Origin of the sequence: Streptomyces sp. WAC 06738 (assembly GCF_003945505.1) — a bacterium.
Classification (GTDB): domain Bacteria; phylum Actinomycetota; class Actinomycetes; order Streptomycetales; family Streptomycetaceae; genus Streptomyces.
This window is the reverse complement of sequence record NZ_CP029618.1, coordinates 1,291,181-1,313,098: the sequence shown is the minus strand read 5'-3', so window position 1 is coordinate 1,313,098 and position 21,918 is coordinate 1,291,181. Positions and strand designations below refer to the sequence as shown.

Below are 21,918 nucleotides of genomic sequence, written 5' to 3'. Positions count from 1 at the left end.
GCTCACCGCGCCCTGCCACCCGTTCACGGACCTGCGTGGGCCGGGTGTCGCATTCCCCTGGCCCGGCCCGGGCAGGGGACGGATAGTGGGGGGCGAAAACGAGCGCACGCCATGTTCGTCAGAAAGGAAGGATGGAGACGGTGAGCAGCGAGTCGACGGTCAGCGAGGTTCCGCGGGAGCCGGCGGCGGCCCCGCCGAAGGTGCTGGGCACGCGGCGCGGTACCGGCGATCCGGCGACGCGGGGGCGGACGACGATCGCCGACGGCGTGGTCGAGAAGATCGCGGGCCTCGCCGCGCGCGACGTCGTCGGCGTGCACGCCATGGGCAGCGGCCTCGCCCGTACCGCGGGCGCCGTACGGGACCGCGCACCCGGCTCCACCCGGACGTGGACCGGGGTGCGGGCCGAGGTCGGCGAGGTGCAGACGGCGCTCGACCTGGAGATCGTCGTCGACTACGGGGTCTCCATCACCGAACTCGCCCGCGCCGTACGGGAGAATGTCATCTCGGCCGTCGAGCGGATGACCGGCCTCGAAGTGGTCGAGGTCAACATCGCGGTGACCGACGTGAAGCTGCCCGACGACGAGGAAGAGGGAGCCGAGCAGCCGCGGCTGCAGTGACGGCGGGGCGGTGGACCCGCCCCGGGGAGCTTGGGGAAGGTGCGTGCGATGAGCATGGCAGTGGTCGGCCTGATCGCCGGCATGGCGCTGGGCTTCGCCGGCTACTTCGGCGGATTCGGTGCCTTCCTGCTGGTGGCGGCGCTCGGCGCGATCGGCTTCGTCGTCGGCCGGGTGCTGGACGGCGATCTGGAGCCGGGCGACTTCTTCCGCAGGCCGGGCGAGCGCGACGACCGGCGGCGGTGACGGGTGACGTCCGTGGCGAGCGAACACGCGGAAGAACACGCGGAAGGGCACGCGGCAGACGCGGCGGCAGCGGCACCCGCCGAGGACGCCGGAGGCGGCGAGCCCGCCGTGCCGGCGGGGGAGCGGGGCGCGACCCGGATCGAGGACCGCGTCATCGCGAAGATCGCCTCCCAGGCGGCCCGCGAGGCGCTCCTCGGCGCGCCCGGCACCGACGCCGCGCACGCCGCCGTCGTCGTCCGCGGCGACACCGCCCGCGTCCGCGTCGGCGTCCACCTGGGATTCCCGTCCGACCTGGGCGCCCAGTGCTGCGCCGTGAGTCGGGCGGTCACCGAGCGGGTAAGGGCTCTGGTCGGGCTGGAGGTCCCGGAGGTGGCCGTGGAGGTCGAGCGGCTGCACGCCACGGAGCGGCCGAACGCGCCGCGGGGGAGGGTGCGATGAGCGGCAACGACACGAAGTCCTGGCCGGACGCCGGCTCGGCCGGTACGGCGGCCGAGCCGCGGCCGGACGAGTGGCGGCAGAGCACGTCGGCCTCCGGGTACGCGGCCGGGCCGGACGGCGGGAGCGCCGACGCGGCGGCCCGCTTCTGGTCCGTACGCCGCGTGCCCGCCGCGCTCACCGCCGCCGCGGTCACCGTGGGCGTCGGGCTGCTCCTCTACGACGTCGTCGCCGTACGCGCGGAGCGCCCCGCGATGCGCTGGCGCCGCCGCGTCGCCGACGAACTGGCCGCCCGCCCGCTCGACGACGCCTGGGTGCTCGCCGCCGCCGCCCTGGCCGTGCTGCTCGGCGCCTGGCTCGTGCTGCTGGCCGTCACGCCGGGGCTGCGCGGCGTGCTGCCGATGCGGCACTCGGCGCCGGACCTGCGGGCCGGGCTGGACCGGCGGGCGGCGTCCGTCGTGCTGCGCGACCGGGCGATGCAGATCTCCGGCGTCCGGTCGGTACGGGTCTCGGTGGGCCGCCGCCGCGTCAGCGCCCGCGCCGAGTCCCACTTCCGCGAGCTGGACGACGTACGTGCCGACCTCGCCGCGGTCCTCGGCGACGGCATCCGCGAACTCGGCCTCGCCCGCAGGCCCGAGCTGTCCGTCCACGTACGCCGGCCGCCGGCGAAGGGGTGAGCGCGATGCTGCGCGTGGTCAACCGGATCCTGCTCGCCGTCACCGGCCTCCTCGTCGCCGGGGCCGGGATCGCCGTGCTCTTCGCCGGGCTCGACCTGCCGCGGACCGGCTTCGCGCCGTACGCCGGCGGCTCCGACGACGTGCTGCTGAGCCGGGCCACCCGGCTGCGGTGGCGGGACGACGGCTGGTGGTGGCCGACGGTGATCGGCGGGCTGTCGCTGCTGCTGCTCTGCAGCGGCTGGTGGCTCGTCGCCCAGTTGCGCCGGGCCCGCCTCGGCGAGGTCGTCGTCGACACGGGCGGCGCACTAGCGCCCGCCGCGCCGGGCACCTCCGGTGCCGAGCGCGCCCAGGAGGGCGACTGGGCTTCCGCCACGGACCCGGACCCCGACGGCGCGGAGTCCGGGGGCACCGCCACGCTCACGCTGCCGGCCGCCCCGCAGGCCCTGCTGCGCGGCTCCGCGCTGGAGGAGGTGCTGGCGGAGGAGGCCGGTGCGCTGGAGGGGGTGGAACGGGCCCGGGTGACCCTCACGGGCCGGCGCACGGCGCCGCGCGCCAGCTTCGGTGTACTGCTGGGCCCCGGCGCGCATCCCGCGGCGGCGGTGGACCACATCGAGGAGCGGGCGCTCGCCCCCGCCCGCGCGTCGGTGGGCCTGGCACGGCTGCCCGCGGAGATCAGGTTCCGCTCGGCCAAGCACCGCCCGGAGCGCGTCTCGTGACGGCGGGGGCGGGCGCGGGCCGTAGCTCCTGACCGTGCCGGACGACCGAGGCCGGCGCGCGGCGCGCCCGGCCCGTACCGGCGGTACGGCTCGTAGGGCGCACGCGCGACCGGCCCCGGGGCTCCGCGCCCGTCCCGCTCGCGGGTAAGCGGGGTAAGCGGCCGGCGTCCGTGCCCGTCCGTGCGCTCCGTCCGGCCATCGCGCTCAGATGCTCCGCCGCATGCCGCCGTCGATCGGCAGCATGATCCCGGTCAGGTACGACGCCGCGGGCGACAGCAGGAACGCCGCCGTCCGGCCGAACTCCTCCGGCGTGCCGTAGCGGCCCAGCGGGATCTTCGCCTCCATCCGGGCCCGTGCCGCCTCCGCGTCGCCGGAGAGCGCGTCCAGCTCGCGGGCCCGGTCGGTGTCGATCCGGGCCGGCAGCAGCCCCACGACCCGCACGCCGCGGGGCCCGAGGTCGTCGGCGAGCGACTTGGCGTACCCGGCGAGCCCCGGGCGCAGCCCGTTGGAGATGGTGAGCCCGGGAATCGGCTCGTGGACGGAGCCGGAGAGCACGAAGCCGATGACCCCGCCCTCCTCCAGCTCGCCCGCGGCCGTCCTGGCCATCCGCAGCGCGCCGAGGAAGACGGAGCCGAACGCCGTCTCCCACTCGGCGTCGGTGTTGGCGGTGGCGTTGCCCGCCGGCGGGCCGCCGACGCTGATGAGCACGCCGTCGAAGCGGCCGAAGTGCTCCCGGGCGGCGGCGATGAGGCGGTCCGGGGTGCCGGGTTCCGCGTTGTCGGCGGCGACGCCGACGGCCGACTCGCCGAGCGCGGCGGCGGCGCTCGCCACGCGGTCCTTGTCGCGGCCGCTGAGCACCACCTTCGCGCCCTCGGCGAGCAGTTGCCCGGCGACGGCGAGACCGAGGCCGCGCGAGCCCCCGGTCACGACGTAGGCGCGGTCGTTGAGTCCAAGATCCATGGGGGTCAGTCTGCCGCCATCTGCTCGGCGGGCGCCAGGGATGGGGCGCGGTCGTCGTCCGCGGCCCGCCGCGCCGGGGCGTCCGCGGTCTTCCCGGCCTCGCCGGCGGGGGTCCCGCCGGGCGCTTCCCCGTCCTCCGCGGGCTCGGCCGGTGCCGCGGTCTCCCCGGCCGCCTTCGCTGCCGCGGCCTCGCGGTCCCGGCGCTCCCGGCGTACGAGAACCCACCAGCCGAACGGCACCGCCGCCGCGAAGATCCACCACTGGATCGCGTACGCGATGTGCACCCCGATGCTGCTGTGGTCCGGCTCGGAGACCGGCTCCGGCTGCTTGCCCGCGGCCTTCGGAGAGGTGGCGACCAGTTCGACGAACCCGCCGAGCACCGGCCCCGGCAGGCCGTCCGCGGCCTCGTCGGCGCTGTTGATGAGCATCACCTGGCGGTCCGGCAGCCCGGCCTTGTCGCGGATGCCGCTGCCCGTCGTCTCGTCGGGGCGCAGCCGGCCGGTGACGGTGACCTCGCCGGCGGGCGGGGGCGGCACCTCGGGGAAGGTGGTGAGGTCGGCGCCCGCGGGCACCCAGCCGCGGTTGACGAGGACCGCGGAGCCGTCGGTGAGGCGGAGCGGGGTGACGACGAAGTAGCCCTGCTTGTCGTCGGCGCCGAGCCGCTGCCGTACGACGACCTCGCGCTCCGGCTCGTACGCGCCGGTGGCCGTGACCGTGCGCCAGGTGTCCTCGCGCGGCACCGTGCGGCCCTCGCGCATGAGCCGGTCCACCGGGACCGGCTCGGCCTTGAGGTTGCGGGCGACGAGGTCGTTGCGCGCGACCCGGTCCTCGTGGCGGTGGAACTGCCAGAAGCCGAGCTGGATCATCACGGGGATGAGCAGGACGGCCACCAGGGTGACGATCACCCACTGCCGGGACAACAGGAAGCGGTACACCCCTCGACCGTACTCCCCGGTCCGCCGCCGCCCGACGGGACCCCGCTACCCCGCCCCGCCCTCCTCGCCGGGCGGCGCCTCCGCCGGCTCGACGTCCCGCATGAGGTGGAGGAAGGCGGCCTCGTCGATCACCGGGGTGCCGTGCGCCGCGGCCCGCGTCACCTTGCTCGTCGGCGCGCCCGGATCGTTGGTGACCAGCAGGCTCGTGTAGCGCGAGACGCTCCCCGCGACGTGCAGCCCGGCCTCGACGGCCCGGTCCTCCAGCAGGCTGCGGTCCACCGAGGTGTCGCCGGAGAAGGCCACGCGCATGCCCTGCTTGAGCCGGCCGCCGCGCACGTACCGCCCCGGGTTGGGGTACGGGGACGCGGGCAGCCGGCGGTTGGGCCGCCAGGTGCGCCACTGGTACGCGCCGTGCCCGCCCGGCGAGCGGGTGCCGCCGGTGCCCCCGGCGGGCGCCTGCTCCGCCCACTCCGTCAGCGGCTGGCAGGCCAGCAGCGGCAGCCGGGCGCCGGCCGCGGCGGCCTGCCGCAGGCTGGGGCGGAAGATCTCGGCGAGGACGCGGGCGTCGTCCTCGGCGTCGTGGGCCTTGCGCTGGGCGACGCCGAAGTGCTCGGCCAGCGACGCCAGCCGGGCGTTGGGCAGCGGGAGCCGCAACTGCCGGGCGAGCGCGATGGTGCACAGCCGCCGGCGCACGGGAGCGGTCAGCCCGGCGCGGGCGTACTCGCGGGCGATCATCATCCAGTCGAAGACCGCGTTGTGCGCGACGAGCACCCGGTCCTCCAGCCGCGCGGTGAACTCCTCGGCGATCTCCGGGAAGAGCGGCGCGTCGGCGAGCATCTCGCGGGTCAGGCCGTGGATCCACACGGGCCCCGGGTCGCGCTCCGGGTTCACCAGCGTGTACCAGCTGTCCTCCACCGCGCCGTGGGCGTCGAGGCGGTAGACGGCGGCGGAGACGATGCGGTCGTCGGAGCGCAGCCCGGTGGTCTCGACGTCGACGACGGCGTACGCCTCGGGGTAGTCGGCGGGCCAGCCGTCGGCGGGGGCGGCGGGCGGGGGCAGCGGGAGGGCCGGCTGCGGCGCGGCCGGATCAGCGCCCGGAAGCGGCTGCTGCCGCGCGACGTGACGGGGACTCAGGGGCGTCGCGCGGTCTTCGAGCATGGGTTCAGAGCATAGAGCCTGCCACCGACACGGCGGCGCGCGCGGGGGCCGCCTGAGCACCCGTCAGGGGTCAGTCCGCGGGCTGCCCCGCGACCGGGCCGCGCGGGGTGACCAGGCCCGTCTCGTAGGCGAGCACCACGAGTTGGGCCCGGTCGCGGGCGCCGAGCTTCGTCATCGACCTGCTGACGTGCGTCTTTGCGGTGATCGGGCTGATGTGCAGCCGGGCGGCGATCTCCTCGTTGCTGAGGCCGCCCCCGACGAGGGTGACGACCTCGCGCTCGCGCCGGGTGAGCTCGCGCAGCGCGTCGTCCGTGCCGGGCACGCCGCCCGCGGGGCGGGACACGTACTCCTGGATCAGCTTGCGCGTCAGCGCGGGGGAGAGCAGCGCGTCGCCGCGGGCGGCGACCCGTACGCCGTGCAGCAGGTCCTCCGGCTCCATGTCCTTGACGAGGAACCCGGCCGCCCCGGCGCGCAGCGCGCTCCAGATGTACTCGTCCACGCCGTAGTTGGTGAGGATGACGACGTGCACGCCCGCCAGGTCGGGGTCGGCGGCGATCCTGCGGGTGGCCTCGATGCCGTCGAGCACCGGCATCTGCACGTCGACCAGCGCCACGTCGGGACGGTGCCGGGTGGCGAGCCGGACCCCCTCGGCGCCGTCGGCGGCCTCGCCGACCACCTCGATGTCGTCCTCGGCGTCGAGCAGCGCCCGGAACCCGCCCCGGATGAGGGCCTGGTCGTCGACGAGGAGCACCCGGATCACGTGGCCGCCCCCGCGGGGCCGCCCGCGCGGGGCAGCGGCAGCTCGGCGCGCACCCGGAAGCCGCCCTCCGGCCGCGGCGCGGCGTGCAGCTCGCCGCCGAGCGCGGTGACCCGCTCGCGCATCCCCGTCAGTCCGATGCCCGGCCGCGGCGGTGCCCCGGGGTCGGCGGCGCCGTCGTCGTCGACCTGGACGACGACCTTGTCCGGCGCGTACGAGACGTGCACGCCCACGGCCGCCGCGGGCCCCGCGTGCCGCGCGACGTTCGTCAGCGACTCCTGCACGATCCGGTACGCCGCCCGGTCCACCTCCGCAGGCAGCACCGGCCGCTCGCCCGCGACCGCCACCGTCGCCGGCACCCCCGAGCCCCTGGCCCGTTCCACCAGCTCGGGCAGCCGCTCAAGACCGACGCCCTCGGCGCCGCCGTCCGCGTTGCGCAGCACGTGCAGCGTGGAGCGCAGCTCGCGCGCGGCGTCGCCGCTGGCCTCCTGGATGGCGAGCAGCGCCGGCGGCGGCTCCTCACCGCGCTTCTTCGACAGGTGCACGGCCACCCCGGCCTGCACCTTGATCACGGAGATGCTGTGGGTGAGGGTGTCGTGCAGCTCGCGGGCGATGCGCAGCCGCTCCTCGTCTGCGCTGCGCTGAGCGTTCTCCGCGGCGCGCTCCTCGGCCTGCGCCAGCATCGCCTCGTGCTGGATGCGCATGGCCGCACCCATCGCGCATGCCACCACCCAGCCGAAGGTGAGGAACCGCTTCTCCAGCGCCGCGCGCAGCGCCTCGTCGCCGAGCGGGAGCAGCGGCAGCGAGCCGAGGCTCACCACGAGGGAGAGGAGGGCGGTGACGGCGAAGAAGCCGCGGTGCCCGCCGCGGATGGACCGGTAGACGGCGACCAGCATCGGCAGCACCGGGCTGCCGTCGGGGTAGCCGCGGAGCTGGTACGCGACCATGGCCGCCGCCGCGATCACCAGCACCGCGCGCGGGAAGCGGTGCCTGGCCACCAGCGCCACGCTGCCGATGAGGCCCAGCGCCCAGGCGAGCGCGTCGAAGCCGGTCCGCCCGTCGGGCGCCAGCAGCATCGTGCCCACGCAGCCGAGCGCCACGGCGGCGGCGAAGCCCGCGTCCTTGGCGTACGCGCGGGCATCGCGCCCCGTCTCCCGCCCGTCCTCGATCGCGGTCGCGAGGTAGCGCAACACCGTGTGCTCGCTGTTCGCGTCCGTCTGCGCTGCCGCCGTCATGCTCTGCACCGTAGCCAATCGGCGCCGGTCAGGCGTCCTCCGGGAGGCGCAGCGGGCGCTGCTGCGCAGGTTGCAGGCGGCGGGCCACCTGCACCCCTGACCGCAGCGCGGGAGCCACTCGCCGGACGATGACGGGCGGCGGTCCCGGGGCGGATCGTGGAGCCCGACGGCAGCCGGCCGTCGGACGGCCGGCACGCGCACGGCGGACGGGAGAGCCACCATGCCCCTTTACGGAACGGACGGAGACCACCGCGTACGGATCCCGCAGCCGGCGGCGGACCGGCACGCACTCCGGCACGGCGGCGGTCCGTGGGCCGCGGCGGTGAGGCCCGCCCGGCACCTCCTGCTGCGGCTCGCGGAGCCCGCGCGCCGCGCCGAGGCGCGGCGGCTGCTGGCGCTCGTCCTGGACGTGCCCCCGCTGCCGGGCGCGGAGCCGGCGGTGCTGATCGCCGAGGTGCCGGACGGCCGGCGGGCGGTGGACGTGCTCATCGAGCTGGCGTGGGCGGGGATCGAGCTGGACGGGTTCGCGCTCGACGCCGCGGCGTGACGGCCCGCGCCGGGAGCGGTGACGAGGGAGCGCGCCCGGCGCCGGCCGTCCAACTCACGGGCCCCCATGGTCACTTGGCGGGGTGCGGGGCACGTATCGTGTGGCGCGTCCATGCAAAAAAGTGATGGCGCGGGCGAAGAGGGCGGTGACACGATCCCCCGGTGGACTCTCGATATCTGCGCGCCTTCGTGACGGTGGCCGAGACCGGCGGGATATCGGCCGCGGCCGAGCGGCTGGGGTACGCGCAGTCGAGCCTCAGCGCCCAACTGCGCCGCCTGGAACAGGAACTCGGCGTCACGGTCGTGGTCCGCACCTCCACGGGGGCCTCCCTCACCGACGCCGGCCGCCGGCTGCTCCCGTACGCGCGCGAGGCGCTGGTGATCGACGAACGCATGCGCAGCGCGGCCGCCGCCTCCCGGCCGCGGCTGCGGATCGGGGCCCCGGAGACGCTGGCGGGGGAGTGGTTGCCGGACATCGTCACCGCGCTGGACTACGGCGCCGGCGGGCCGGACGCGGACGCGGAGATCAGCGTGGTCGTCGGCCCCCGGGAGCGGCTGGCGGAGCAACTGGCCGCCGGCGAACTGGACCTCGCCTTCCACTTCGACGACGGCAGCCGCACGGCGGGCCCGAGCGCCGTCGTCGGCCACGAGGACGTCGTGCTCGTCACCGGCCCCGCGCATCCGCTGGCGGGCGCGGCGGAGGTGACGGAGGCGGACGTGCTGGCCGCCGAGTTCCTCGTCGCGGAGCCGGGCTGCAGCTCGGCCGTCCTCTACGACCGCCTCAGCCGCGACCTGCCCGCCCGTACCCGCGCGGCCACCGCCGCCGGCTCCCTGCCCGCGCTGCGCCGGCTGGCGGCGCACGGCCGCGGGGTGGCGCTGCTGCCCCGGCTGGCCGTCGTACGGGACCTGGAGGACGGCGGGCTCGTCGACCTCCCGATGGCCACGCCGGCGGGCCCGGTGGCGATCGAGGCCCGCTGGCGCCGCGACCCGGGGCAGGCGGAACCGACGCTGCGGGCCGTCCTGCGCCTGGCCCGCCGCCACACCACCCAGCTCCCCCCGCCCGCGGCCCTCCGCCGCACCCCGGCCCGTACGGCCTGACCCGGAGGCGGCGGCTGCGCGGAGCCCCGTACGCCGGTAGGGGCGATCGCCTCGACCGCGTCTTCCCCGTCGGGACCTCTTCGGTGCCGCGCCCGCGGACGCGGGGCGGTTCTTGCGCCAGACTGAGGCCATGGCCGACGCCGCCCTGCCGACCCCCCGTCCCCGTTCCCGGGCGCTCCGCGGGGCCGTCGTGCGGGCGGCCCGGGGGGCGTTCGCCGCGGCCGCCGCCGCGCATCTGGTGGGGCAGCTCGCCGGAGCCGACTGGCTCGTGCACACCACCAAGCCCCTGCTCATGCCGGCCCTCGCCGCCTACGCCGCCGCCCGCGGCGCCCCGCGGGCGCTGGTCGCCGGACTGGCCTTCGGCTGGGCCGGCGACGTGCTGCTGCAAGTGGGCGGGGAGGGGCCGTTCCTGGCCGGGATGGGGGCGTTCGCCGCCGGGCACGTCTGCTATCTGACGCTCTTCCGGCGCGGGCACCGGCTGCCCCGGGCGGGGGAGCGGCGGCTCGCCGTCGCGTACGGGGCCGCCTGGGCCGCCGGTGTCGGCGCGCTGTGGCCGGGGCTCGACCCGGGGCTGCGCGGGCCCGTGGCCGCGTACAGTCTGCTGCTCGCCGCGATGGCGTTCGGCGCCGCCCGGTTCGGCCGCGGGCCGGTGCGGGGGGCGCGCTCTTCCTCTTCTCCGACACCCTCATCGCCACCGACCTCGCCGGCCGGCCGCAGCCGCCCGCCGCCGGGTTCTGGGTGATGGCGACCTACCTGGCCGCCCAGTACCTCATCACGGACGGCGTGCTGCGCCGCCGGCAGGCCGTCCCCGGCCCCGCCCGCGGGGCGGAGCAGCCCGGCCCCGGACACGGCGAAGGCCGGGCCGCGGCGCCCTGAGGCGCCGCCGCCCGGCCCGGTGGCCGCCGGTGGGGTTACGTCACCGGCGGGGCCTCACCGCCGTACGGCGTCGTAGGCGTCCACGATCCCCGCCCCGTAGAAGGCGTTGGTCCGCTTGTCGCCGGTGCAGGTGGAGTCCTCGACCCCGTTGCCGTCCGGGTCGTAGAACTCCGGGCAGCCAGGGTTGTCCGCCTGCGACTTCATCAGCAGGTGCAGCGCCGTGGGCGACACCCGCGGGTGCTTGCTCTTGATGAGCGCCGCCACGCCCGCGGCGTGCGGGGTGGCCATCGACGTGCCCTGCAGCCAGCCGTACTTGTTCTCCGGCAGCGTCGACAGGATGCGGCCGTTCTTCGACGGCGTGTCCGGGATCTGGTAGCCGTCACCGCCGGGCGCGGCGACGTCGACGACCTTCTGGCCGTAGCTGCTGTAGTACGACTTGTCGTCGTTCACGCCGGTCGCCGCGACGGTCACGATGCCCGGGAGCTGGGTCGGCACGTCCCAGCACTCGGACGGGTCGATGGTGCGCTCAAGAGGCGTGGTGTCGTTGGGGCTGGAGTCGTCCACGATCTCGTCGGAGGCGAGGTCGTCGTTGGAGTTGCCGGCCGCGGCGAGGTGCAGGGTGCCCTTGCCCATCGCGTACAGCGAGGCGCGGTTGACCGCCTCGACGATCGCCCGCTGGTCGGGGTCGTCGAGGCAGTTGTAGAGCCACGGGTCGACGTAGTAGCTGTTGTTGGTGATCTCGATGCCGTTGTCGCCGGCGAAGACGAAGGCGCAGACGACGGCCTCGGCGTAGAACAGCGCGGTGTCGGGCTCGCTCACCTTGAGCGAGGCGACCTGCACGCCGGGCGCGACGCCGGCCACGCCGACGCCGTTGCGCGCGGCGGCGATCTCACCGGCGACGTGGGTGCCGTGGTAGTCGCCCGCCGGGTCGTAGGGGCGCCAGGCGCCCTCGGTGGTGTCCGCGACGCCGCCGACGCAGTTGGCGGACTGCTTGGCGGAGAAGTTGGCCTTGAGGTCGGGGTGCGTGTCGTCCACGCCGGTGTCGATGACGCCGACGGTGACGTCACGGCTGCCGGTCGAGATCTTGTGCGCCTTGTCGGCGCCAATCGCCGGCAGGTCCCACTGCTCCTTCTCCAGCGGCTCGACGCCCGGGTCCTGCGAACGGGCCTTCGCGGCGCCCTTGTAGACCTCCGGCGCGCTGGTCTCCAGCGTGCCGGAGGGCGTCAGCGGCGCGGTACGGCTCGCGCCCGCGGACTGCACGCCGCGGACGTCGCGCAGCTCCGCCGCGAAGTCCGGGTTGGTGGAGTGGGCGACGACCACGCCGATCTTCTTGTGCGTGACGACCACCGAGCCGTCCGCGTCGGCGATCGCGTCCTCGACCCGGGCGATCGTCTTGTCGTCGGCCCTCGTGTTGACCACGTACGAAAGCTTCTCGCCGGCCGCGGCCCCGGCGCTGCCGCCGGGCTCCGGGGCCGACGCGGCGGAGGCCGCCCCCGGCAGGAGGCCGAGCGCCGCCGCGAGGGTCAGCCCCAGGGGCACTGCCAGCAGGCGCCGACCGCGGGGTCGGAGATGAGTCATGGGATCTCCAGATCATCAGTCAGGAATCCGCCGCGGACCGTTGCCGCGGTCAGGTACACGGCAAGCGAACGTAGCGCTGATCACCCGTGGCCATCAATACATCGCCCTGCAGTGTCTTTTGGCGTGTCGTGCACGCCAGGCGCTCGTGGCCCAGCCGTCACGCGCGTACGGCGGAACGTTTCACCGCCGCAACCTCTACAAACTGTTGATTGTCGGTGGCCTGGCGTAGGCTTCCAGAGGTCAGGTACCGCCGTGGGAGGGCCTTCTCCATGCTGCGTGACACCTATGGGCGAGTCGCCACCGACCTTCGCGTCTCGCTCACCGACCGCTGCAACCTGCGGTGCACGTACTGCATGCCCGAGGAAGGGCTCCAGTGGCTCGGCAAACCCGAGCTGCTCACCGACGACGAGATCGTCCGCCTCGTCCGCCTCGCGGTCACCGAGTTCGGCGTCACCGACGTGCGCTTCACCGGCGGCGAGCCGCTGCTGCGCCCCGGGCTCACCGGCATCGTCGAGCGCTGCGCCGCCCTCACGCCCCGCCCCAAGCTCTCCCTCACCACCAACGGCATCGGCCTGGAGCGTACGGCCGCGGCCCTCAAGGCCGCCGGGCTCGACCGGGTGAACGTCTCGCTGGACACCCTCAGCGCCGACGTGTTCCAGCGGCTCACCCGCCGCAAGCGCCACGGCGACGTGCTCCGCGGCCTCGCCGCCGCCCGGGCCGCCGGCCTGGACCCGGTGAAGGTCAACAGCGTGCTGATGCCCGGGTTCAACGAGGACGAGGCTCCCGATCTGCTCGCCTGGGCCGTCGCCGAGGGCTATGAGCTGCGGTTCATCGAGCAGATGCCCCTCGATCCGCAGCACGGCTGGCAGCGCGACGGCATGATCACCGCGGGCGACATCCTCGCCTCCCTGCGGACGCACTTCACGCTGACACCCGAGGGCGAGGCGGTGCGCGGCTCCGCCCCGGCCGAGCGCTGGCTCGTGGACGGGGGCCCGGCCCGCGTCGGCGTCATCGCCTCCGTCACCCGGCCCTTCTGCCGGGCCTGCGACCGCACCCGGCTGACCGCGGACGGGCAGGTGCGCAACTGCCTCTTCGCGCGCGAGGAGACCGACCTGCGGGGCGCGTTGCGCTCCGGCGCGCCGGACGAGGAGATAGCCCGGCTGTGGCGTATCGCGATGTGGGGGAAGAAGGCGGGCGCCGGGCTCGACGACCCGTCGTTCGTCCAGCCGGACCGGCCGATGTCCGCGATCGGCGGCTGACGCGGGGGAGCCGGGGATACTTCCGGGTGCGGCGGGCGCCGCTCAGGCCCGGCCGGGCCCCGGCCCGCTTTCGCCGTCGGCGCCCCTTTCTCCGGTTTCCGCCTTTTCTCCGGTTTCCGCGTTTGCCGCGCTCTTCTCCGCCTCCTGCCAGTCCGCCAGCGTGACGACCTCTTTGAGGAAGTCCCGTACGCCCAGGAACCGGCTCAGGTATTCGCGGTGCTCCTCGCACGCGAGCCAGGTCTTGCGGCGCTCCGGCGTGTGCAGCTTCGGGTTGTTCCAGGCGAGCACCCACACCGCGGGCGCACGGCAGCCCTTGGCGGAGCAGATGAGAGCGGGATCAGCGGTGTTCACGGGGCCCAGCCTACGTACCGGAACATGGGCGACGCCGGGCAGCCACGGGGGGAGCCGCCCGGCGTCGGTCCGTCGCTCCGACGGGGGATGCGGAGCGCGTACGAAGTATGTCACGCGAGAAGGGCCGCCCGGCACCGGATGGGCATATTTGATTTGAGCTTTTTCTGAGCTTGCACTCTTGGGGATCAAACGGGCGGCGGCACGCTGTCGCTGGTCGTCGACTCGTTGCCGGCCGGGGCCCGTTCACCCCTGGTGCCGGGCTCACGCGCGGTCCGCCGCGGCGGGGCGATCACTCTGCGCTCCGGGGCGACGACGAAGGTGGAGGGCAGCGAACGGATGCTCTCGCGGCCCGCGTTCGCGATGATCACCGCGAAGTACGGGATGAACATGCCGAGAATGAGCGCGACGACGGCGGTATGCCGCTGGACGTTCCAGAGCAGGGCCGCGGCCACCACCGAGACCGCCCGGATCGTCATGGAGATCACGTACCGCCGCTGCCGGCCGCGTACGTCATCGTCCAGGCTCTGCCGCGCGCCGGTGATCCTGAACACGTCGGCATCGCCGCGGCGCTTCCGCTTCACATTCCACCCCCTGGCACCGGGTACCTCCCCAAGGTACGCCGGGAAAGCGCTCCGCTCGATCCGGGGGCGGGACATACCGCCCCACAACCCGAACAGACCTGGCCGGAATGCGTCCCCCTGGTCACCGCAAGAAACTGGCACGGCAGGCGGACACCGCCGCACGAGGAGGCGACATGAACTGGCTGTGGGCCATCGTGCTGGGCCTGATCCTGGGCGTGATCGCCCGGATCATCCTGCCCGGCCGGCAGGCCATCCCCATCTGGCTGACCATCGTGTTCGGCATCATCGGGTCGATCATCGGCAACGCCGCGGCCTCGGGGATCGGCGTGGCCGACACCAGGGGAGTCGACTGGATCCGGCACCTCCTGCAGCTCGCCGGCGCCGTGGGGGTCGTGGCGCTGGGCGCCCCGATGTACGAGAGGTTCCGCGGCCACAAGATCCGGAGCCCCCGCTAGCGGAAGGCTCCGCTCCCCCCGGCCGGGGGGAGCGGAGCCTTCCGTCAGCCGTCCTGGGGGGCCGCCAGCTCGATCGCCGCCAGGTTGCGCTTGCCCCGGCGCAGCACCAGCCAGCGCCCGTGCAGCAGGTCCCCGGGCGCCGGCACGGCGTCCTCGGCGGCGACCTTCACGTTGTTCACGTACGCCCCGCCCTCCTTGACCGTCCTGCGGGCCGCCGACCTGCTCGGCGCCAGGCCCACCTCGGCCAGCAGCTCCACCACGGGACCCAGCTCCGCGACCCGCGCGTGCGGCACCTCGGCCAGCGCCGCCCGCAGCGTCGCCTCGTCCAGCTCGCCCAGCTCGCCCTGCCCGAAGAGCGCCCGCGACGCGGCGATCACCGCGGCGCACTGCGCCGCGCCGTGCACCAGCGTCGTCAGCTCCTCCGCCAGCGCCCGCTGCGCGGCCCGCGCCTGGGGCCGCTCCGCCGTCTGCCGCTCCAGCTCGATCAGCTCCTCGCGGCTGCGGAAGCTGAGGATCCGCAGGTAGCGGGAGACGTCGCGGTCGTCGACATTCAGCCAGAACTGATAAAAGGCGTACGGAGTCGTCAGCTCCGGGTCGAGCCAGACCGCGCCGCCCTCCGTCTTGCCGAACTTCGTGCCGTCGGCCTTCGTCATCAGCGGCGTCGCCAGCGCGTGCACCGTGGCCTCCGGCTCGACCCGGTGGATCAGGTCGGTGCCCGCCGTCAGGTTGCCCCACTGGTCGCTGCCGCCCGTCTGCAGCGTGCAGCCGTACCGCCGGTAGAGCTCCAGGAAGTCCAGGCTCTGCAGGATCTGGTAGCTGAACTCGGTGTAGCTGATGCCCTCTTCCGACTCCAGCCGGCGCGCGACGGCCTCCTTGGCGACCATCTTGTTCACCCGGAAATGCCGCCCGATGTCGCGCAGGAACTCGATCGCCGACAGGCCCGAGGTCCAGTCCAGGTTGTTGACCATCCGGGCGGCGTACGGGCCCTCGAAGTCGAGCAGCGGCTCGATCTGCGCGCGGACCCGCTCCACCCAGCCGGCGACGACCTCCGGGTCGTTCAGCGTGCGCTCCGCGTCCGGCTTGGGGTCGCCGATCTGGCCGGTCGCCCCGCCCACCAGGGCCAGCGGCAGGTGCCCGGCCTCCTGGAGCCGGCGCACGGTCAGCACCTGCACCAGATGTCCCACGTGCAGGCTGGGCGCCGTCGGGTCGAAGCCGCAATAGAACGTGACGGGACCGTCCGCGAGCGCCTTGCGCAGTGCGTCCTCGTCGGTGGACAGGGCCAGCAGCCCGCGCCACCGCAGCTCGTCGACGATGTCCGTCACGTGTCTCGTCTCTCTTCTCGGTCTCGATCCCGGTCCCGTGCCCGGCCGACCGCGCGGCCGGGCACAGGAGTGCTGCGTACGAGGGTAATGGCGGCTAGACGCCCTGGCTGACCGAGCTCATGTTGAAGTCGGGGATCCGGACCGGCGGCATCGCCGCCCGCGTGAACCAGTCGCCCCACTCGCGCGGCAGCGTCCGCTCCGTGGCCCCGGCCTCGGCCGCGCGCCCCAGCAGGTCGACGGGCGACTCGTTGAAGCGGAAGTTGTTCACCGCCCCGGTCACCTCGCCCTTCTCCACCAGATACACGCCGTCCCTGGTCAGCCCGGTCAGCAGCAGCGTCGCCGGGTCGACCTCGCGGATGTACCAGAGGCAGGTCAGCAGCAGCCCCGGCCCGTCGTGCCCGAGGCCCGCGACCATCTCGTCCAGCGACTTCGTGCCGCCCCCGTCCAGCACCAGGTTGTCCGCCTCGGGCGTGACGGGCAGTCCTGTGAGGTCACCGGTGAAGCGGCTCGTCAGCAGATGCTGCAGCGTGCCCTCGCGCACCCAGTCCGTGGGCCGGACCGGCATCCCGTTGTCGAAGACCGACCAGTCGTCGGTGGAGGTGTGCGCGATGACGAACGGCGCCGACTCCAGGCCCGGCTCCGCCGGGTCGCTGCGCAGCGTCAGCGGCAGCCCGGCCAGCTTCTCGCCGACGCGCGTGCCGCCGCCCGGCTTGCTGAACACCGTGCGGCCCTCGTGCGCGTCCCGCCCGGAGGCCGACCAGAACATGTACACCAGCATGTCCGCCACCGCGCTCGGCGGCAGCAGCGTCTCGTACCGCCCGGCGGGCAGCTCCACCGTCCGCTCCGCCCACGCCAGCCGCTGCGCCAGCTCCGCGTCCAGCTCGGCGGGGTCCACGTCGGTGAAGTCCCGGGTCGAGCGGCCCGCCCAGGCGGACTTCGTCCGGTCCGGGGACTTGGCGTTCAGCTCCAGCGTGCCGGTCGGCTGGTCGTGGCGCAGCCGCAGCCCGGTGGAGGTGCCCAGGTAGGTGGAGGTGAGCGTGTGGTTCGCGAAGCCGTAGAGCTGCCGGCCGCCGGCGCGGGCGCGGGCGAAGGACTCGCCGAGCACGGGCGCGAAGGCGGCGAACACGTCGGAGGAGGTCTCGGCGGGCGGCTCGGCGAAGTCGGCCGAGTGCGGCACGCCCTCGACCAGCGGCCGGGCGTCCTGCGCGGGACCGCTCTCCCGCGCCGCCGCCTCCGCGGCCCGTACCAGCGGCTCCAGGTCGTCCGCGGTGACCGCGGCCCGGGAGACGACACCGGAGGCCGTGCCCTCCCGGCCGTCGACGGTGGCGATGACGGTGAGCGTACGGCCGCGGGTCTCGCCGTTCGTCGTCAGCGCGTTGCCCGCCCACCGCAGGTTCGCGCTCGACTCCTCGTCGGCGATCACCACGCAGCCGTCGGCGCGCGACAGCTCCAGGGCCCGCTCGACGGTCTCGTGAGGCTCGGTCGTCCGGGTCGTCCGCGTCATCGGCCGGCCTCCTGGGTGGTGTTGAGGATGTTGACGTTCCGGAAGAGCGCGGACGGGCAGCCGTGCGAGACGGACGCCGACTGCCCCGGCTGCGCCTTGCCGCAACTGAAGGTGCCGCCCAGCACGTACGTCTCCGGGCCGCCGATCGCCGACATCGAGCCCCAGAAGTCGGTGGTCGTCGCCTGGTACGCCACGTCCTTGAGCTGCCCCGCCAGCCTGCCGTTCTCGATCCGGAAGAACCGCTGCCCGGTGAACTGGAAGTTGTAGCGCTGCATGTCGATCGACCAGGAGCGGTCGCCGACGACGTAGATGCCGCGCTCGACCTCGCCGATCAGCTCCTCGGTCGTCGGGCCCTCGGGCGCGGGCTGCAGGGAGACGTTCGCCATGCGCTGGACGGGCACGTGGGCGGGGGAGTCGGCGTAGGCGCAGCCGTTGGAGCGGTCGAAGCCGGTGAGCTTCGCGATCCGGCGGTCCGTCTGGTAGCCGACGAGCACGCCTTCGCGGACCAGGTCCCAGGACTGGGCCTGCACGCCCTCGTCGTCGTAGCCGATGCTGGCGAGCCCGTGTTCCGCGGTGCGGTCGCCGGTGACGTTCATCAGGCCGGAGCCGTAGCGCAAGGTCCCGAGCTGGTCGAACGTGGCGAAGGAGGTGCCCGCGTACGCGGCCTCGTAGCCGAGGGCGCGGTCCAGCTCGGTGGCGTGGCCGACCGACTCGTGGATCGTCAGCCACAGGTTCGACGGGTCGACCACCAGGTCGTACGAGCCGGCCTCGACGCTCGGCGCCGCCATCTTCTCGGCCAGCCAGCCGGGGATCCGCGCCAGCTCCTCGTCCCAGTCCCAGCCGGTGCCGGTCGCGTACTCCCAGCCGCGGCCCGCGGGCGGGGCGAGGGTGCGCATCGAGTCGAAGTCGCCGGAGTCGGTGACGGTCACGGCGGTCAGCTCGGGGTGCATCCGCACCCGCTGCTGGGTGGTCGAGGTGCCGGCGGTGTCGGCGTAGAACTTGTTCTCCTGCACCGCCAGTAGCGAGGCGTCCACGTGCGAGATGCCCGGGGCGGCGAGCAGCCGTTCGCTCCACTCGGTGAGCAGCCCGGTCTTGTCGGCGTCCGGTACGTCGAAGGGGTTCACCTCGTACGCGGAGATCCACGTCTTCTCCGCGTGCACCGGCTCCGGCGCCAGCTCGACCCGCTCGTCGGACCCGGCCGCCGCGATGACCCGCGCCGACAGCTTGGCCATCGCCACCGCCCGGGCGGCGACCCGCGCGGCGGCGTCCATCGTCAGATCGACCCCGGCCGCGAAGCCCCACGCCCCGCCGTGCACCACGCGCACCGCGTACCCGAGATCGGTGGTGTCCGTGGCGCCCGCCAGCTTGGCGTCCTTCAGCCGCAGGGCCGCGCTGCGCACCCGCTCCAGGCGGAAGTCGGCGTGCTCGGCGCCGAGCGCCCGGGCCCGCGCGAGCGCGGCGTCCGCGAGGGCACTCAGCGGCAGTGCGAGGAACCCGTCGTCGAGGGAATGGACCGACTTGCTCACGTTCTGCCCTCCGGTCGGTGGTGGGTGGTGGTGCCGCGGGCCGCGTCCGGGCCCCCGGCCGATCATGCCCGAGCGGCTGCCCGGTGCCCAGCGGGTTTCTGTCGGAACCCCACAAGTGTCCGCCGCGGGCCTGTGTGGGGGGCGGAATGCCCGTGGCGCGTCCCGTACCGATAGCTTCTCGGGTGAGGAGTCCTGGAGAGAGTCCGGGAGCCACCAGGGAGAAGGGATGGGTCCTTGAGCCGCTCGGTTCTGGTCACCGGAGGCAACCGCGGTATCGGCCTCGACATCACCCGCGCGTTCGCCGAGGCGGGCGACAAGGTCGCGTTCACGTACCGCTCCGGCGAGCCGCCGGCGGCGCTGGTGGAGCTGGGCTGTCTGCCGGTGAAGTGCGACATCACCGACACCGAGCAGGTCGACCAGGCGTACAAGGAGGTGGAGGAGGCACACGGCAACGTCGAGGTGCTGGTGGCCAACGCCGGTATCACCAAGGACCAGTTGCTGATGCGGATGTCCGAGGAGGACTTCGTCTCCGTCCTGGACACCAACCTCACCGGCACCTTCCGCGTCGTCAAGCGCGCCAACCGCGGCATGCTGCGGGCCCGCAAGGGCCGCGTGGTGCTCATCTCCTCCGTGGTGGGCCTCATGGGCTCCCCGGGCCAGTCCAACTACGCCGCCTCCAAGGCGGCGCTCGTCGGCTTCGCCCGCTCGCTGGCGCGCGAGCTGGGCTCGCGCAACATCACCTTCAACGTCGTCGCGCCCGGCTTCGTCGAGACCGACATGACGCGGGTGCTCTCGGCGGAGCGGCAGGCGGAGATCGCCGCGCAGGTGCCGCTCGGCCGGTACGCGCGGCCGGAGGACGTCGCCGCCGCGGTGCGCTTCCTCGCCTCCGACGACGCCTCGTACATCACCGGAGCCGTCATTCCCGTGGACGGCGGATTGGGCATGGGTCACTGAGCACCATGAGCGGAATCCTCGACGGCAAGCGCGTCCTCATCACCGGCGTGCTGCTGGAGTCGTCCATCGCCTTCCACGCGGCGAAGCTGGCGCAGGAGCAGGGCGCGGAGATCATCCTCACCGCGTTCCCGCGGCCCACGCTCACCGAGCGCATCGCGAAGAAGCTGCCCAAGCCGGCGAAGGTCGTCGAACTCGACGTCACCGACGACGAGCACTTGGCGCGGATCGAGGGCATCGTGCGCGAGGAGCTGGGCGGGCTCGACGGCCTCGTGCACTCCGTGGGCTTCGCCCCGCCGGACGCGCTCGGCGGCAACTTCCTGCACACCCCCTTCGAGTCCGTCGCCACCGCCATGCACGTCTCGGCGTTCTCGCTGAAGTCGCTGACGATGGCGTGCCTGCCGCTGATGCAGGGCGGCGGTTCGGTCGTCGGCATGACCTTCGACGCGCAGTTCGCGTGGCCGCAGTACGACTGGATGGGCCCGGCGAAGGCGGCCCTGGAGGCCACCAGCCGCTATCTGGCCCGTGACCTGGGCAAGGAGAACGTCCGCTGCAACCTGGTCTCGGCCGGTCCCATCGGCTCCATGGCGGCGAAGTCCATCCCCGGCTTCTCGGATCTGGCGGACGTGTGGAACACGCGCTCGCCGCTGGAGTGGGACATGGCGGACCCGGAGCCGGCGGGGCGCGGGGTCGTGGCGCTGCTGTCCGACTGGTTCCCGAAGACGACGGGCGAGATCGTGCACGTGGACGGCGGCGTGCACATCATGGGCGCGTAGCCGGGAGGACCGGCAGCCGGCACCGGCTCCGAGGCGGACGGGCGGCCCCCTGCGGGGGTCGCCCGTTCGGCGTAGGCCGGTGGGCCGGGGGCGGGGCGGCGGCGCACGCTGGAGGGGCGGTTACCGTCCCCTTGTGGTGCAGCAGCGACGCGCGCACGTGCGTCGCCGTACGGCCGAGGAGGTTGTGTGGTGCGTGAGGGCCCGCGTCGTTCCGGCCGCCGCACCCGGGTCTCCGCCCGCCGCCGTACGCTCCTGTGCGCGGCGGCCGTCGCCTTCGCCGCGCCGGTGCTGCTGCCGGCCGCGGGCCCCGCGTACGCCGCGGACGGCCCCGGCTCTCTCCCCGGCCCCGCCGCGGTCCCCGGCGCCGACGACCGCGGGGGTCCGACGAGGGCCGAGTGCCGCACCACCGTCACCGGCTCGACCGTCACCGCCCGCTGCTACAACGCGGGCCCCTACACGGACGCGGTCCAACTGCACATCGAGTGCGCCCGCTGGTGGGATCCGGACGTCGACGGCATGCGCGTGCGCCTCGACCCGGCGGAGAGCGGCGAGCTGACAGACCGCTGCTGGTTCGACGTCGCCCACGCCTGGGTCACCCACGAACCGATACGCGACGTACCGGACGGCTAGCGGGGTGCCTCCCCTTCAGCCGCCGAGGGCCGGTTCCGGCATGCAGCCGTAGGCGTGGCTTGCGGCCTCCTCCGCGGCGGTTTCCGCGTCGCCCGCGCGGATCGCCGTCACCATCCGGGCGTGGTCCAGGTGTTCCGCCGGCAGCAGCACGTCGCCCACCTTGGAGCGCAGCGTCGTGCGGACGACCTCGCCCAGGTCCGCGTAGACCGCCGTCAGCACCTCGTTGTGCGACGCCGTCGCCACCGCCAGGTGCAGCGTCGCGTCCGCGTCGACGAACGCCGCCGCGTCGCCCGACTCCCACGCCTCCTCGCGGCGCCGCAGCAGCAGCTCCAACTGCGTCATCTCGGCCTCCGTACGGCGCACCGCCGCCAGCCGGGCCGCCTGCGCCTCCAGCGCGCTGCGCAGCTCCGCGACGTGCGCGGGACGGGCATCGGCGAAGCGGCGCTGCATCACGCCGGCCAGCTCGCTCGTCGCGGCGACGTACGTGCCGGAGCCCTGCCGGATGTCGAGCAGGCCGTTGTTCGCGAGCGCCCGCACCGCCTCGCGGACGGTGTTGCGCGCGACGCCCAGTTGCTCCACCAGCTCCGGCTCGGTCGGGATGCGGCTGCCGACCGGCCACTCGCCCGCGGTGATCTGCGTGCGCAACTGCGCGATCACCTGGTCGGTGAGGCTCGATCGGCGCGGCGAGGTCAGTGCCATGTCTCTCCCGTGCTCGGACTGCGGAGTGGACAA

24 protein-coding genes and 1 pseudogene are annotated in these 21,918 nt (G+C 74.5%); 13 read left to right on the top strand and 12 right to left on the bottom strand.

Going from position 1 to position 21,918, the window contains the following annotated elements:
- The first annotated feature begins 131 nt into the window (after window positions 1-131).
- The 5 genes from DMB38_RS05435 to DMB38_RS05415 are packed head-to-tail and all read left to right on the top strand — an operon-like array spanning window position 132 to window position 2,688.
- Window positions 132-617 (top strand): Asp23/Gls24 family envelope stress response protein, encoded by a 486-nt coding sequence (locus DMB38_RS05435; RefSeq protein WP_125934181.1) that lies wholly within the window; start codon window positions 132-134, stop codon window positions 615-617.
- A 48-nt stretch (window positions 618-665) separates the two neighbouring features.
- Window positions 666-860, top strand: a complete 195-nt coding sequence (locus DMB38_RS05430) for a hypothetical protein (protein WP_018835772.1) — start codon at window positions 666-668, stop codon at window positions 858-860.
- Window positions 861-863: 3 nt separating this feature from the next.
- A complete protein-coding gene (locus DMB38_RS05425; RefSeq protein WP_240661989.1) occupies window positions 864-1,298 on the top strand; it encodes a hypothetical protein in 435 nt (144 codons plus the stop codon).
- A complete protein-coding gene (locus DMB38_RS05420; RefSeq protein WP_240661988.1) occupies window positions 1,295-1,972 on the top strand; it encodes a DUF6286 domain-containing protein in 678 nt (225 codons plus the stop codon). The genes DMB38_RS05425 and DMB38_RS05420 overlap by 4 nt, the downstream gene beginning before the upstream one ends.
- A gap of 5 nt (window positions 1,973-1,977) precedes the next feature.
- Window positions 1,978-2,688, top strand: a complete 711-nt coding sequence (locus tag DMB38_RS05415; protein ID WP_125934180.1) for a hypothetical protein — start codon at window positions 1,978-1,980, stop codon at window positions 2,686-2,688.
- A gap of 204 nt (window positions 2,689-2,892) precedes the next feature.
- On the opposite strand, the gene DMB38_RS05410 is transcribed toward DMB38_RS05415, so the two are convergent.
- The 5 genes from DMB38_RS05410 to DMB38_RS05390 form a co-directional block, all read right to left on the bottom strand.
- Window positions 2,893-3,648: an SDR family oxidoreductase gene (locus DMB38_RS05410; protein WP_125934179.1), complete on the bottom strand. Its 756-nt coding sequence runs from the start codon at window positions 3,646-3,648 to the stop codon at window positions 2,893-2,895.
- 5 nt (window positions 3,649-3,653) lie between these two features.
- Entirely contained in the window at window positions 3,654-4,583 is a 930-nt protein-coding gene (locus DMB38_RS05405; protein ID WP_125934178.1) for an SURF1 family protein, read from the bottom strand.
- Window positions 4,584-4,628: 45 nt separating this feature from the next.
- Window positions 4,629-5,741: a DEDDh family exonuclease gene (locus DMB38_RS05400; RefSeq protein ID WP_125934177.1), complete on the bottom strand. Its 1,113-nt coding sequence runs from the start codon at window positions 5,739-5,741 to the stop codon at window positions 4,629-4,631.
- Window positions 5,742-5,811: 70 nt separating this feature from the next.
- Window positions 5,812-6,501 carry a response regulator transcription factor gene (locus DMB38_RS05395; protein WP_125934176.1) on the bottom strand — a complete coding sequence of 230 codons (690 nt, stop codon included), beginning with the start codon at window positions 6,499-6,501 and terminating at the stop codon, window positions 5,812-5,814.
- Window positions 6,498-7,733 carry a histidine kinase gene (locus tag DMB38_RS05390; RefSeq protein WP_125934175.1) on the bottom strand — a complete coding sequence of 412 codons (1,236 nt, stop codon included), beginning with the start codon at window positions 7,731-7,733 and terminating at the stop codon, window positions 6,498-6,500. The genes DMB38_RS05395 and DMB38_RS05390 overlap by 4 nt, the downstream gene beginning before the upstream one ends.
- A 220-nt stretch (window positions 7,734-7,953) precedes the next feature.
- Between DMB38_RS05390 and DMB38_RS05385 the strand changes: the two genes are divergently transcribed.
- The 3 genes and pseudogenes from DMB38_RS05385 (at window position 7,954) to DMB38_RS05375 (ending at window position 10,253) form a co-directional block, all read left to right on the top strand.
- Window positions 7,954-8,280: a hypothetical protein gene (locus tag DMB38_RS05385; protein ID WP_125934174.1), complete on the top strand. Its 327-nt coding sequence runs from the start codon at window positions 7,954-7,956 to the stop codon at window positions 8,278-8,280.
- 161 nt (window positions 8,281-8,441) lie between these two features.
- On the top strand, window positions 8,442-9,377 hold the full coding sequence (locus DMB38_RS05380) for a LysR family transcriptional regulator (RefSeq protein WP_125934173.1): 936 nt from the start codon (window positions 8,442-8,444) through the stop codon (window positions 9,375-9,377).
- A gap of 130 nt (window positions 9,378-9,507) precedes the next feature.
- Window positions 9,508-10,253: pseudogene (locus DMB38_RS05375) on the top strand (lysoplasmalogenase).
- A gap of 54 nt (window positions 10,254-10,307) precedes the next feature.
- On the opposite strand, the gene DMB38_RS05370 reads toward DMB38_RS05375, so the two are convergent.
- Window positions 10,308-11,831: a S8 family serine peptidase gene (locus DMB38_RS05370; RefSeq protein WP_125934172.1), complete on the bottom strand. Its 1,524-nt coding sequence runs from the start codon at window positions 11,829-11,831 to the stop codon at window positions 10,308-10,310.
- A gap of 269 nt (window positions 11,832-12,100) precedes the next feature.
- Between DMB38_RS05370 and moaA the strand changes: the two genes are divergently transcribed.
- A complete protein-coding gene (gene moaA / locus DMB38_RS05365) occupies window positions 12,101-13,090 on the top strand; it encodes a GTP 3',8-cyclase MoaA (RefSeq protein ID WP_125934171.1) in 990 nt (329 codons plus the stop codon).
- Window positions 13,091-13,132: 42 nt separating this feature from the next.
- On the opposite strand, the gene DMB38_RS05360 is transcribed toward moaA, so the two are convergent.
- On the bottom strand, window positions 13,133-13,450 hold the full coding sequence (locus DMB38_RS05360) for a hypothetical protein (protein ID WP_240662671.1): 318 nt from the start codon (window positions 13,448-13,450) through the stop codon (window positions 13,133-13,135).
- A 176-nt stretch (window positions 13,451-13,626) separates the two neighbouring features.
- Window positions 13,627-14,022, bottom strand: a complete 396-nt coding sequence (locus DMB38_RS05355) for a DUF3099 domain-containing protein (protein WP_125934169.1) — start codon at window positions 14,020-14,022, stop codon at window positions 13,627-13,629.
- A 173-nt stretch (window positions 14,023-14,195) separates the two neighbouring features.
- Between DMB38_RS05355 and DMB38_RS05350 the strand changes: the two genes are divergently transcribed.
- A complete protein-coding gene (locus DMB38_RS05350) occupies window positions 14,196-14,477 on the top strand; it encodes a GlsB/YeaQ/YmgE family stress response membrane protein (RefSeq protein ID WP_125934168.1) in 282 nt (93 codons plus the stop codon).
- Between the two features lie 44 nt (window positions 14,478-14,521).
- Here the strand turns inward: DMB38_RS05350 and tyrS are convergent, their stop codons facing one another.
- From tyrS to DMB38_RS05335, 3 genes are all read right to left on the bottom strand, one after another.
- On the bottom strand, window positions 14,522-15,799 hold the full coding sequence (tyrS, locus tag DMB38_RS05345) for a tyrosine--tRNA ligase (protein WP_125934167.1): 1,278 nt from the start codon (window positions 15,797-15,799) through the stop codon (window positions 14,522-14,524).
- Window positions 15,800-15,893: 94 nt separating this feature from the next.
- Window positions 15,894-17,303, bottom strand: a complete 1,410-nt coding sequence (locus DMB38_RS05340) for a metallopeptidase TldD-related protein (RefSeq protein ID WP_125934166.1) — start codon at window positions 17,301-17,303, stop codon at window positions 15,894-15,896.
- Window positions 17,300-18,829, bottom strand: coding sequence for a TldD/PmbA family protein (locus tag DMB38_RS05335; protein ID WP_125934165.1), 1,530 nt, complete (start codon window positions 18,827-18,829; stop codon window positions 17,300-17,302). The genes DMB38_RS05340 and DMB38_RS05335 overlap by 4 nt, the downstream gene beginning before the upstream one ends.
- A 234-nt stretch (window positions 18,830-19,063) precedes the next feature.
- Here DMB38_RS05335 and fabG point away from each other — a divergent pair, with 234 nt between their 5' ends.
- The 3 genes from fabG to DMB38_RS05320 all read left to right on the top strand — a co-directional run bounded on the left by fabG (window position 19,064) and on the right by DMB38_RS05320 (window position 21,186).
- Window positions 19,064-19,783, top strand: coding sequence for a 3-oxoacyl-[acyl-carrier-protein] reductase (gene fabG, locus DMB38_RS05330; RefSeq protein ID WP_125934164.1), 720 nt, complete (start codon window positions 19,064-19,066; stop codon window positions 19,781-19,783).
- A 5-nt stretch (window positions 19,784-19,788) separates the two neighbouring features.
- Entirely contained in the window at window positions 19,789-20,556 is a 768-nt protein-coding gene (fabI, locus tag DMB38_RS05325; protein WP_047015033.1) for an enoyl-ACP reductase FabI, read from the top strand.
- Window positions 20,557-20,742: 186 nt separating this feature from the next.
- Window positions 20,743-21,186: a hypothetical protein gene (locus DMB38_RS05320; RefSeq protein WP_125934163.1), complete on the top strand. Its 444-nt coding sequence runs from the start codon at window positions 20,743-20,745 to the stop codon at window positions 21,184-21,186.
- A gap of 15 nt (window positions 21,187-21,201) precedes the next feature.
- Here the strand turns inward: DMB38_RS05320 and DMB38_RS05315 are convergent, their stop codons facing one another.
- On the bottom strand, window positions 21,202-21,885 hold the full coding sequence (locus tag DMB38_RS05315) for an FCD domain-containing protein (RefSeq protein WP_047015031.1): 684 nt from the start codon (window positions 21,883-21,885) through the stop codon (window positions 21,202-21,204).
- Between the last annotated feature and the right edge of the window lie 33 nt (window positions 21,886-21,918).